The organism is Bradyrhizobium sp. USDA 4506 (genome assembly GCF_054058795.1).
Genome location: NZ_JBSSBM010000002.1, coordinates 4,480,526 through 4,492,271, shown reverse-complemented (window position 1 = coordinate 4,492,271; position 11,746 = coordinate 4,480,526). Strand labels below are relative to the sequence as shown.

Annotated in this window: 8 protein-coding genes; 6 read left to right on the top strand and 2 right to left on the bottom strand. The window is 65.0% G+C overall.

Features of this window, described 5'->3' with window-relative positions; translation table 11 throughout:
* Nucleotides 1–210 precede the first annotated feature (210 nt).
* The 3 genes from ACVIHF_RS23545 to ACVIHF_RS23535 all read left to right on the top strand — a co-directional run bounded on the left by ACVIHF_RS23545 (nt 211) and on the right by ACVIHF_RS23535 (nt 3,972).
* A complete protein-coding gene (locus ACVIHF_RS23545; RefSeq protein WP_253607628.1) occupies nt 211–1,200 on the top strand; it encodes a LysR substrate-binding domain-containing protein in 990 nt (329 codons plus the stop codon).
* Nucleotides 1,201–1,433: 233 nt separating this feature from the next.
* A complete protein-coding gene (locus tag ACVIHF_RS23540; protein WP_456792625.1) occupies nt 1,434–3,053 on the top strand; it encodes a hypothetical protein in 1,620 nt (539 codons plus the stop codon).
* Between the two features lie 280 nt (nt 3,054–3,333).
* The gene (locus ACVIHF_RS23535) at nt 3,334–3,972 is read left to right on the top strand and encodes an HD domain-containing protein (RefSeq protein WP_456792624.1); all 639 of its coding nucleotides are present in this window, start codon (nt 3,334–3,336) and stop codon (nt 3,970–3,972) included.
* Nucleotides 3,973–3,987: 15 nt separating this feature from the next.
* On the opposite strand, the gene mobA is transcribed toward ACVIHF_RS23535, so the two are convergent.
* Together mobA and ACVIHF_RS23525 are read right to left on the bottom strand one after the other, a co-directional pair.
* Nucleotides 3,988–4,620 carry a molybdenum cofactor guanylyltransferase MobA gene (gene mobA / locus ACVIHF_RS23530; protein ID WP_456792623.1) on the bottom strand — a complete coding sequence of 211 codons (633 nt, stop codon included), beginning with the start codon at nt 4,618–4,620 and terminating at the stop codon, nt 3,988–3,990.
* Entirely contained in the window at nt 4,613–5,497 is an 885-nt protein-coding gene (locus ACVIHF_RS23525; RefSeq protein ID WP_082653657.1) for a formate dehydrogenase accessory sulfurtransferase FdhD, read from the bottom strand. Before ACVIHF_RS23525 ends, mobA begins: the two co-directional genes overlap by 8 nt.
* Before the next feature lie 184 nt (nt 5,498–5,681).
* Between ACVIHF_RS23525 and ACVIHF_RS23520 the strand changes: the two genes are divergently transcribed.
* From ACVIHF_RS23520 to fdhF, 3 genes are all read left to right on the top strand, one after another.
* Complete coding sequence (locus ACVIHF_RS23520) at nt 5,682–6,935, top strand: molybdopterin molybdotransferase MoeA (RefSeq protein ID WP_456792622.1); 1,254 nt, start codon at nt 5,682–5,684, stop codon at nt 6,933–6,935.
* A 207-nt stretch (nt 6,936–7,142) separates the two neighbouring features.
* Nucleotides 7,143–8,855: an NADH-ubiquinone oxidoreductase-F iron-sulfur binding region domain-containing protein gene (locus ACVIHF_RS23515; RefSeq protein WP_456792621.1), complete on the top strand. Its 1,713-nt coding sequence runs from the start codon at nt 7,143–7,145 to the stop codon at nt 8,853–8,855.
* A gap of 36 nt (nt 8,856–8,891) precedes the next feature.
* Nucleotides 8,892–11,678 carry a formate dehydrogenase subunit alpha gene (fdhF, locus tag ACVIHF_RS23510; protein ID WP_456779614.1) on the top strand — a complete coding sequence of 929 codons (2,787 nt, stop codon included), beginning with the start codon at nt 8,892–8,894 and terminating at the stop codon, nt 11,676–11,678.
* The last annotated feature ends 68 nt before the right edge of the window (nt 11,679–11,746 follow it).

Genomic DNA, 11,746 nt, shown 5'->3' with positions numbered 1-11,746 from the left:
CAATCCATCTCTCCGATTCCTGATACATGGATTGCTTCGTCGCTTCGCGCCTTGCAATGACGGCGGTAGTTGGCCAGATTGGAATAAAATTAGATCATTCCGGTTACCGTTGGAATAATTTACCAATAATCCGTCTCATTCCGCACTGCTTTGGAATCTTCCGCGCCATCTCCAGCGCTACGCTGCGTTCTTTCCTGGGGAACGCCGTCCATGCCGATCTCCTCCATCGTGACAGACCTTCCGCGCGCCGCCACGCCGGCGGAGACCGCGCTGACGCGCCGGGTCGACCTGACAACGCTTCGCCTGTTCGTCGCGGTCTGCGACGAGCAGAACCTCACCCGCGCCGCGCAGCGCGAGGGGATCGCGGCGTCGGCGGTGTCGAAGCGGATGAACGATTTCGAGCTGGCGTTCGGCGTCACGCTGTTCAAGCGGCTCGCCAAGGGCATGGCGCTGACGCCGGCCGGCGAGGCGCTGCTGCACCACGCCCGGGTGACGCTGCTCAATGTCGAGAAGATCGCGGTCGAGCTGTCGGAATATTCGCAAGGCGTCCGCGGCCATGTCCGCATGCTCGCCAACCTCTCGGCGATCGTGCAATACCTGCCCGAGGATCTCTCCGCCTTCTTCGCCGCGCATGAATTGCTCCGCGTCGATCTGCAGGAGCGGCCGAGCGGGCAGGTGGTGCGCGGCATCGAGGAGGGCGCGGCCGAGATCGGCATCTGCTCGGCCGAGGCCGACAGCCGCGCGCTCGAGGCCTTCCATTATCGCTACGACAATCTGGTGGTGGTGATGCGCGCCGACCATCGGCTGGCCGGCCGCGAGACATTGCTGTTCACCGAGACGCTCGATTTCGACCATATCGGCTTGCACACCGCGAGCTCGATCTATCTGCGCTCGCAATATGCGGCGACGCAAGCCGGCAAGGCGATGCGGCTGCGCATCAATGTGCCCGGCTTCGATGCGGTCTGCCGCATGGTGCAGGCCAATATGGGGCTCGGGCTGATCCCCGACCGCGCCTTCGAGGTGGTCGGCGCCGGCATGGGCCTTCGTGCGATCCCGCTGCGCGACGATTGGGGACGGCGCGAGCTGAAGATCGTGGTCCGCGACACCACGCATCTGTCGGCAACCAGCCGTCTGATGCTGGACTATCTGCGGGCGATCGAAACGGATCGGGTCGGCCGGGTTGGCGGACGGGCCAGCTAAGCGATCAACGCGAAGCGTTTGCGCGACGATCATGCTCGAACCATGAGCCAAAGCGCGATGACGATCCGACCCAATCTCATCGCCCTTTGGCGTCTCCCGCATCGGCGGGCGACACGCGAGCCGCGGGATTTCCGGAACGTGAACACGAAGTGCGGCAATCTGTCACACGAGTGTTGCGATCGGCCCCGTATGAGGAAACCCATTCCAATTTTCAAAGAATGGGGGGTCTTCGCATGTTCAAATCAATCGCCAAATCGCAAACAACTCCGGAAACATTTCGCCGCGCGATTGTCCGGCGCCTGATCGCGGGTACGGCGCTCTCACCGGTGCTTTTTGCGGTCCATCCGGCGTTGTCCCAGACCGCGGGCAATCCGCACGAATTGCTGGTCAGCACGGCGGTCTATGCGGGCAACCCATCGACCGTCACCGTAGGCCAGACATTGCCGACCGGCGCGACGGCTGTGGCCGACGGCAGCTATCCGGGGGTCTTCAACAACGTGGCTGTCGATTCGAATTTCGGCGTGACCGCGCCGGTGGTGATCAAGAAATTTCATCTGGAAGGCCGTCGGCTGCGCGAAATCGGCGCGCTGACCGTCCCGGCGGACGTGGCGGTGACGAGCTTCAGCTCCAAGTCTGAACTGTCGCTGCATTTGTCGCCCGACGGCAAGGCCGTGACGTTCATGGGCTACGACGCGGCGGTGAACCAGCTGGACGTTTCCAACTCCAATTCGCCGAACCACGTCGACCCGACCAATCCGGACACCGGTGTGCATGCGCGCGTGGTCGCGGAGCTGGATTTCGACGGCTCGCTGCACCGGACCAAGGTCAATGTCTATAGCGGCGACAATGGCCGCGGCGTGATCCGCGCCAACAAGGTCAATGGCACCCAGGCCGACCAGTATTTCACGGTCGGCAACGCCGGTAACGGCAGCGGCACCCAGCCGGTGCTTGTCGTCAACGACACCGGCGTTCAACTTGCGACGCCCGCTGTCGATGGTTCCGACGCCGTGGTTGGCGTGCAGCAGGGTACGCCCGGCAGCAAGAATGGCTTCCAGTTCGGCTTCTCGGTTGCCCAGCTCGGCTTTGCCGCCGATAAGTCCGGCAAGGACGATAATTTCCGCGGTCTCGCGATCTCCGACAACACGCTTTACGTGACCAAAGGCAGCGGCGGCAACGGCATCAACACCGTCTATCAGGTCGGCCAGCCGGGCGTGCTGCCGACCCGCGAGACCGCCGCCTCGACGGCGTTCAACATTCTTCCGGGTTTCCCGAACAATCCCTCGGCGAACTCGGGCGCGAACGGCTTCTATCCGTTTGGCATCTGGTTCGCCGACGCGACGACGCTTTATGTCGCCCAGGAAGGTGACGGCAATCTCGCCGACGCCGCCACGTCACCGACCGCAGGTCTTCAGAAGTGGGTCTATGTCAACGGCAGCTGGAGCCTTGCCTACACGCTGCAAAAGGGCCTGAACCTCGGCACGCTCTATCATGTCAACGGCTATCCGACTGATCCGGCAACCGGCGGCCTGCGCAACATCACCGGCCGCGTCAACCGCGACGGCACCGCGACGCTTTTCGCGGTGACGTCGACCGTAGGCAACTCGGTCGAGCCCGGCGCCGATCCGAATCAAGTCGTCACCATCACGGACAGGGTCGCGGCGACAACGCTTCCGGCGAACGAAGCCTTTGACGTGGTTGCGCCGCCGGCGTTCGGTATGGTCTATCGTGGCGTGTCGTTCGCTCCCGTCAATTGCGATGGTGATCACGGCCGGATGAAGGATAATGGCCGCGGCCACGACAAGGACTCGCAGGACGACGTCTGCGGCCCGACCCGGATCGCCGCGGGGCACTGATCGCCGCGACCCAGCGGAGCCTGTGCCGGCTGCTTCCGGTCAGGCTTCGGCTGGATCAGGCGAGGCACGATCGGCTGAACCCGATCGCGCTTTCCGTATTGCACCAGCCTCACGATCTCCCTGCAGAATCTTCATGCGGCAGGGGCCTTCCGGTTGCCGCTTCGCGGGTTAGGTAGTGGGGTGCGATTCACTGCAGCGGAGTGCCGGCGCGCATGAATCGTGACGCCATTGGCCGTCCAGTGCATCCATCCGGGACGCTACACAGGGCAGGAGTGCGATGATGGTGGACACGATTTCCAGCGTTCGAATCCCGGACAGCAAGATCGCGCGGGAAGCCGCCGAGCTGGTGCGGCAACATGAGACCGAGATGTTGTTCAATCACTCGGTCCGCGTGTTTGTGTTCGGCGCGCTCAAGGGTGCCAGTCAAAATCTGAAGTTCGACGCTGAACTGCTTTATGTTGCCGCGCTGTTTCATGATCTCGGCCTCGTCGATCATTTTCATACCGACACCAAACGGTTTGAGGTCGACGGCGCCGATGCGGCGCGCAAATTTCTCAGGAGCCACGGCATCGCCGAGCCCAAAGCAGACCTGGTGTGGGAGGCGATCGCATTGCACACCACGCCCGGCATTCCGCAATACATGCGGCCGGAAATCGCGCTCACCAATGCGGGCGTATTGGTCGATGCCGTCGGCGTCGGATACGATGACTATACGGCCGAGCAGCGCGACGGCGTCCTTGCCGCGTTGCCCCGCGGCGATTTCAAGAACGAGTTCATCGAGGTTCAGACCTGCTCGGCCCTGAAGAAGCCGCAGACCACGTTCGGCTCTGTCAATTTCGACTTCGTCGCGGAGCGCGATCCCACATTTCACAGGCCGAACGCCTGCACCCGGATCCGCAGCACGCCGTGGCCGAGCTAAACGGCACGGCGGATATCAGCCGCCGTCGAGCGCGGCGAGGCGGTCGGCTTCCGCGATGTCCTCGACGGTATTGGCATTGAAGAACGGATCCAGCGGCTCGGTCGGCCACTCGACCGTTGCGAGCGGATAGCGCGCGGTCCAGCGGTCGATCTTGCGCACGTCCTCGACGACAAGCGCCTTGCGCAACTCGTTCCGCAGGCGCACGCTCCAGAGGCCGATGACGGGATGCGTCTGCCCGCCGGATGAAGCGACCGCGAGCTCGGCATTCTGCGCTCGACGCGCTTCTTCGAGGCGCGTGACGAGATCGCGCGGCAGAAACGGACAGTCGCCCGCGGCGCTGAGCACCCATTGCGCATCCGGCCGGTTGGCGGCGGTCCAGTCGAGCGCGGCCAGGATGCCGGCGAGGGGACCGGGATAATCGGCGACATCGTCGGCGACGACCGGAAGGCCGAACGTGGCGAAGCGCGCCGGGTCGCCATTGGCGTTGATGATCAGCCCACTGCATTGCGGAGCGAGACGGTCGATCACCCGCTGCAGAATGGTGCGGCCCGCGATCTTGCGCATCGGCTTGTCGCCGCCGCCCATCCGGCGCGCGAGGCCGCCGGCGAGCAGCACGCCCGGGATGCTAGTCCCCGGAATGTCAGTCATTGTCGGTCTCGCCCTTGCGCTTGTGACGCATCGATTCCTCTTCGACATAGTCGAGGTTCTGGTCGTAGACGATCCGCTCCTCACCGGACAGCGCGATGAAGCGCTTGCCGCGGGCGCGCCCGACCAGCGTCAACCCGACCTGCCGCGCCAGATCGACGCCCCACGCCGTGAATCCGGAGCGGGAGACCAGGATCGGGATCCCCATCCGCACCGTCTTGATCACCATCTCCGAGGTCAGCCGGCCGGTGGTGTAGAGAATCTTGTCGGCCGGATCGACATTGTGCCGGTAGATCCAGCCCGCGATCTTGTCGACGGCATTATGCCGGCCGACGTCCTCGGTGTAGCACACCGGCGTCGCCTCCTTGCACAGCACGCAGCCGTGAATGGCGCCGGCCTCCAGATAGAGCGACGGCATCGTGTTGATGGTGTGCGTCATCCGGTAGAGCCAGGAGGTTCGCAATTCGGCTTTCGGCAGCGCCACCTTCTCGACGGCTTCGAGCAGGTCGCCGAACGCCGTGCCCTGGGCGCAGCCCGAGGTCTGCGTGCGCTTCTTCAGCTTGGCCTCGAAATTGGTGTGGTGCGCGGTGCGCACCACGACGACCTCGAGATCGTCGTCATATTCGACCTCGGTGACGACGTCGTCGTATTTGAGCATGTTCTGGTTCAAGAGGTAGCCGAGCGCGAGGTATTCGGGATAGTCGTTGATCGTCATCATCGTGACGATCTCCTGCGCGTTGAGGTACAGCGTCAGCGGCCGCTCGACCGGCACCTTGATCTCGGTCCGTGCGCCGGTCTGATCGACGCCGACCACGCGCTCCGTCAGGCGTGGATCGTCCGGATCAGGAACAATGATGGGAGCGGTGGTCTTCTCGGGCACTGCTTGACGTCCAGATGGGTTCACATGGCATCGCAGCTAGGGATATAAGCACGTTCGGAGACTGACTGGCGACTCTCCGCCGCGTCGCGGGAACTGCCATCGATCGGTCCGGCTTTAAGGATAACGCCGCAGTTCGCGATCCGGGTCGAACAAATCTTGTCGATGGCGAGGACTGAGGGAGATCATGGCGCAGCTTTCGGACGACTGCTTCGCATTCGGCGGACCGATGATGTCGGTCGATGAGGCCGTCGCGATCATCGCCGCGCGGGTCAAGCCTGTCGGCGAGACCGAAGCCGTTGCCCTCGTGGATGCGGACGGACGCATCCTGGCCGGCGACATTGTCGCGCCGCTTGCGCTGCCGCCGTTCAAGAATTCCGCCGTCGACGGCTACGCGGTATCCGGCGCGGACCTGCCGGCGAGCGGCGAGCGCGCGTTCCCCGTTGCCGGACGGGTGCAGGCGGGCGCGTCGGCGCAGCCGGCGCAGCCCGGACAGGCGGTGCGGATCTTCACCGGCGCGCCGATGCCCGAAGGCACCGACACCGTGTTCATGCAGGAAGACGTGCGGATCGACGATTCCGGGCGCGTGATCCTGCCGTCCGGCCTGAAGGTCGGCGCCAATGTGCGCCCCAGCGGCGAAGACATTCCGCGCGGCCATGTCGCGCTGGCGGCGGGCCGGCGGCTGCGCCCGCAGGATATCGCGGTCGCCGCGGCCTTCGGGCTCACCACGCTCGATGTGGTGCGTCGGCTTCGCGTCGGGGTGTTCTCGACCGGCGACGAACTAGCCGCGCCCGGCAGCGCGCGCGCCGAAGCGCAACTGTTCGATTGCAACCGTTTCATGCTGATGGCGATGCTGCGGCGGCTCGGTTGCGAGGTCGGCGATCTCGGCATCCTGCGCGACGAGCGGGCCGAGCTCGCCGCGGCGCTCAAGCAGGTCGCGCGGCGCTACGACCTGATCCTGACCACCGGCGGGGTCTCGACCGGCGAAGAGGACCACGTCAGGGCCGGTATCGAACAGGCGGGCTCGCTGGTGCTGTGGCGGATGGCGATCAAGCCCGGCCGCCCGGTGGCGATGGGAATCATCGACGGCACGCCGCTGATCGGCCTGCCCGGCAATCCGGTGGCGAGCTTCGTCACCTTCGTTCATGTCGTGCGGCCGACCGTGCTGGCGCTATCGGGCGCTGTGCCGTCCCCCTTGCTGCCGATGCCGGTGCGGGCGGCCTTCAGCTACAAGAAGAAGAGTGGGCGGCGCGAATATGTCCGCGTCTCGCTGCGACGGGCGACGGACGGTACGCTGGAAGCGAACAAGTTTCCTCGCGAGGGAGCCGGTCTGCTGTCGTCGCTGATCGAGACCGATGGACTGGTCGAACTCGGCGAGTCGGTGGTGCGGGTTGAACCTGGCGATGCCGTCGGCTTTCTCGGCTACGCCGACCTGCTGTGAGAGCTGAAACGCGGTCGGGACCGCGCAGCGCGACGGGTGCGCGATAGCAAAATCAGATCGCCCGATAGGCAAACATAAACAATGGCCTACGCGGCAACCCGACGCTGCTAGAGACGTTCTAAAACTGCTTGCCTCTGGCATACCAGAGAATAGAGTTCGTCGAAGCAGTGCAATTCGCGCAAAGCGTGGTTCCCAAGGCGAGGCTTCATGAGTCGAGACGACGTTCACAAGGTTCGTGCGTTCGAGCATCCCGGACAGGGCAGGAAGCGAGCGAAGGCCACGCCCAAGGGACGCCAGGTCGACCCCGTGGCCGCCCATGAGATCGAGACGCTGCTCGGCGATCGTCCGAGGCGGCGCGACCTCCTGATCGAGTATCTGCATCTGATCCAGGACAAATACCATCAGATCTCGGCGGCGCATCTTGCCGCGCTCACCGACGAGATGAAGCTGTCGTTCGCCGAAGTGTTCGAGACCGCCACCTTCTACGCGCATTTCGACATCGTGAAGGAAGGCGAGGCTGACATCGCGCCGCTCACCGTACGTGTCTGCGATTCGCTGACCTGCGCGATGCTCGGCGGCGAACAGCTGTTGAAGGATCTGCAGAACCGCGCCGGCCCCGGCATCCGCGTCGTGCGCGCACCGTGCGTCGGCCGCTGCGACACCGCGCCCGCTGCCGAGGTCGGCCACAACTTCGTCGATCATGCGACCGTCACCAATGTGCTGGCGGCGGCGAAGAGCGGCGACACCCATGTGCACCTTCCGCCATATGTCGACTACGACGCCTATGTGGCGGGCGGCGGATACCGGCTGCTGGCGCGCCTGCGCTCAGGCGAGCTGCCGCGCGAAGACCTGCTGAAGGCGCTCGACGATGCGTCGCTGCGCGGCCTCGGCGGCGCCGGTTTTCCGACCGGCCGCAAGTGGCGCGCGGTGCTCGGCGAGCCCGGTCCGCGATTGATGGCGGTGAACGGCGACGAAGGCGAGCCCGGCACGTTCAAGGACCGCTATTATCTCGAGACCGATCCGCATCGTTTCCTCGAGGGCATGCTGATCGGCGCCCACGTGGTCGAGGCGCCGGAAGTCTACATCTATATCCGCGACGAGTACCCGGCCTGCCGCGACATCCTCGCGCGCGAGATCGCGAAGCTCCCACCGGGTGGTCCGACGCTGCATCTGCGGCGCGGCGCCGGCGCCTATATCTGCGGCGAGGAATCCTCGCTGTTGGAATCGATCGAGGGCAAGCGCGGCCTGCCGCGGCACAAGCCACCATATCCGTTCCAGGTCGGGCTGTTCGGCCTGCCGACGCTGATCAACAACATCGAGACGTTGTGGTGGGTGCGCGACATCGTCGAGAAGGGCGCCGATTGGTGGAAGAGCCACGGCCGCAACGAACGCCACGGCCTGCGCAGCTTCTCGGTGTCGGGACGCGTCAAGGCTCCTGGCGTCAAGCTCGCTCCCGCCGGCATCACGCTGCGCGAGTTGATCGACGAGTTCTGCGGCGGCATGGCCGACGGCCATACCTTGCAGGCCTATCTGCCGGGCGGTGCATCCGGCGGCATCCTGCCGGCGTCGATGGACGACATCCCGCTCGATTTCGGCACGCTGGAGAAATATGGCTGCTTCATCGGCTCCGCCGCCGTGGTCGTGCTTTCGCAGGCCGATGACGTCAGGGACGCCGCGCTGAACCTGATGAAGTTCTTCGAGGACGAGAGCTGCGGGCAGTGCACGCCGTGCCGCGCCGGAACCGAGAAGGCGGCACTGTTGATGCAGCAGCCGGTCTGGAACAAGGAACTGCTAGACCAATTGAGCCAGGCGATGCGCGATGCGTCGATCTGTGGCCTCGGTCAGGCGGCCTCCAATCCGCTGACCTCCGTGATCAAATATTTTCCGGACGGCTTTCGTCCGCAGCAAGCCGCCGAGTAGGCAAGGCCGAGCAGACGAATTTCGACGAGGACTTGAATGAGCAACAATCAGAACTCAGGCCTGACGATTCAGTTCGAGCTCGACGGCCAGCAGGTCGAGGCGCGGGCCGGCGAGACGATCTGGCAGGTCGCCAAGCGCCAGGGCACCGAGATCCCGCATCTGTGCTATTCGCCCGCTCCGGACTACAGGCCGGACGGCAATTGCCGCGCCTGCATGGTCGAAATCGAAGGCGAGCGCGTGCTGGCGGCGTCCTGCAAGCGGATGCCGACGGTCGGCATGAAAGTGAAGTCGGCCAGCCAGCGCGCCGTCGCGGCGCAGAAGATGGTGATGGAGCTGCTGGTGGCGGACCAGCCGGCGCGCGAAACCTCGCACGATCCGGACTCGAAATTCTGGCACTGGGCCGAGAAGACCGGCGTGACCGAAAGCCGCTTTCCCGCGACTGAACGCTGGCACGCCGACACCAGCCATCCGGCGATGAGCGTCAATCTCGACGCCTGCATCCAGTGCGGCCTCTGCGTGCGTGCGTGCCGCGAGGTGCAGGTCAACGACGTGATCGGCATGGCCTACCGCAACCACGACGCCAAGATCGTGTTCGACTTCGACGATCCGATGGGCGAATCGACCTGCGTCGCCTGCGGCGAGTGCGTGCAGGCCTGTCCGACCGGCGCGCTGATGCCGGCGGTCATGCTCGACGACAAGCAGACCCGCGTCACCTATCCAGACAAGAAGGTGGATTCGCTCTGTCCGTATTGCGGCGTCGGCTGCCAGGTCACCTACCAGGTCAAGGATGAGAAGGTGATCTACGCGGAAGGCCGCGATGGTCCCGCCAATCACAACCGGCTCTGTGTCAAGGGCCGCTTCGGCTTCGACTACATCCATCACCCCAATCGTCTGACCAAGCCGCTGGTGCGGCTGCCCGGCGTCAAGAAGGATGCCAACGACCAGGTCGATCCGGCCAATCCCTACACCCATTTCCGCGAAGCGACATGGGAGGAGGCGCTCGATCTCGCTGCTGCGGGCTTGCGCAAGATCCGCGACGAGAAGGGCGCCAAGGCGCTCGCCGGCTTCGGCTCGGCCAAGGGCTCGAACGAGGAAGCCTATCTGTTCCAGAAGCTGGTGCGCACCGGCTTCGGTTCCAACAATGTCGATCACTGCACGCGGCTGTGTCACGCCTCGTCGGTGGCGGCGCTGTTCGAGGGATTGAGCTCAGGCGCGGTGTCGGCGCCGTTCGCGGCCGCGGCCGACGCCGAGGTGATCTGGGTGATCGGCGCCAATCCGACCGTGAACCATCCGGTCGCCGCCACCTACATCAAGAACGCCGCCAAGCGCGGCGCCAAGCTCTATGTGATGGACCCGCGCCGGCAGACGCTGTCGCGCCACGCCACCGAGCACCTGCAATTCAAACCGGGCAGCGACGTCGCGATGCTGAACGCGATGATCCACACGATCATCACCGAAGGCCTGACCGACGAGCAGTACATCGCCGGCTATACCGAGGGCTATGACGAGCTGAAGGCGAAGATCCAGGAGTTCACGCCGGAGCGCATGTCCCAGATCTGCGGCATTCCGGCGGAGACGCTGCGCGAGGTTGCACGCGCCTACGCCCGCGCCAAATCGTCGATCATCTTCTGGGGCATGGGCATCAGCCAGCACGTCCACGGCACCGACAATGCGCGCTGCCTGATCGCACTGGCCCTGATCACCGGCCAGGTCGGCCGCCCCGGCACCGGGCTGCATCCCCTGCGCGGGCAGAACAATGTGCAGGGCGCCTCCGACGCCGGCCTGATTCCGATGTTCCTTCCGGACTACCAGCCGGTCGGCCGCGACGACATGCGCGGCGCCTTCGAAAAGCTGTGGGGACAGGAGCTCGATCCGGTGCGCGGCCTGACCGTGGTCGAGATCATGAACGCGATCCACGCCGGCGAAATCCACGGCATGTATGTCGAGGGCGAGAATCCCGCGATGTCCGATCCCGACCTGCAGCACGCGCGCGAGGCGCTCGCCAAGCTCGATCATCTCGTCGTGCAGGACCTGTTCGTCACCGAGACCGCGTTCCACGCCGACGTCATCCTGCCGGCTTCGGCGTTCGCCGAAAAGTCCGGCTCCTTCACCAACACCGACCGCCGCGTGCAGCTGGCGCGCGAGGTGATCAAGCCGCCGGGCGATGCAAGGCAGGATCTCTGGATCATCCAGGAGATCGGCAAGCGGATGGGACTGCCCTGGAACTATGCGGGGCCGGGTGAGGTCTTCACCGAGATGGCCGAGCTGATGCCGTCGCTGAAGAACATCAGCTGGGAGCGCCTGGTGCGCGAGGGCGCGGTGACCTATCCGGTCGACGATCCCGACAAGCCCGGCAACGAGATCATCTTCACCACCGGCTTCCCGACCGAAAGCGGCCGCGGCAAGATCGTGCCGGCCAAGGTGATCCCGCCTGACGAACTGCCCGACGACGAGTACCCGATGGTGCTGTCGACCGGCCGCGTGCTCGAACATTGGCACACCGGCTCGATGACGCGCCGTGCCCAGGTGCTCGACCAGATCGAGCCCGAAGCGGTCGCGTTCATGACCCCGAAGGACATGCACAAGAAGGGACTCGCGCCCGGCGACTTCATCCGTCTCGAGACGCGCCGCGGCGCGGTCGAGGTCAAGGTGCGTGCCGACCGCGACGTGCCCGAGAACATGGTCTTCATGCCGTTCTGCTACGCGGAAGCGGCGGCCAACCTGTTGACCAACCCGGCGCTCGACCCGTTCGGCAAGATTCCGGAGTTCAAGTTCTGCGCGGTCCGCGCCGAGAAGATCGATATCCGGACCGCGGCGGAATAGCGGTCCGGGGACGAAGCGCGGAAAGCCGCCCGCCGGCTACTCGCTCGCCCGACACAGCACCGCAAGCA

Coding starts and splice junctions, on each gene's coding strand:
- ACVIHF_RS23545 (WP_253607628.1), top strand. CDS start 211: ATGCCGATCTCCTCCATCGTGACAGACCTTCCGCGCGCCGCCACGCCG.
- ACVIHF_RS23540 (WP_456792625.1), top strand. CDS start 1,434: ATGTTCAAATCAATCGCCAAATCGCAAACAACTCCGGAAACATTTCGC.
- ACVIHF_RS23535 (WP_456792624.1), top strand. CDS start 3,334: ATGGTGGACACGATTTCCAGCGTTCGAATCCCGGACAGCAAGATCGCG.
- mobA (WP_456792623.1), bottom strand. CDS start 4,620: ATGACTGACATTCCGGGGACTAGCATCCCGGGCGTGCTGCTCGCCGGC.
- ACVIHF_RS23520 (WP_456792622.1), top strand. CDS start 5,682: ATGGCGCAGCTTTCGGACGACTGCTTCGCATTCGGCGGACCGATGATG.
- ACVIHF_RS23515 (WP_456792621.1), top strand. CDS start 7,143: ATGAGTCGAGACGACGTTCACAAGGTTCGTGCGTTCGAGCATCCCGGA.
- fdhF (WP_456779614.1), top strand. CDS start 8,892: ATGAGCAACAATCAGAACTCAGGCCTGACGATTCAGTTCGAGCTCGAC.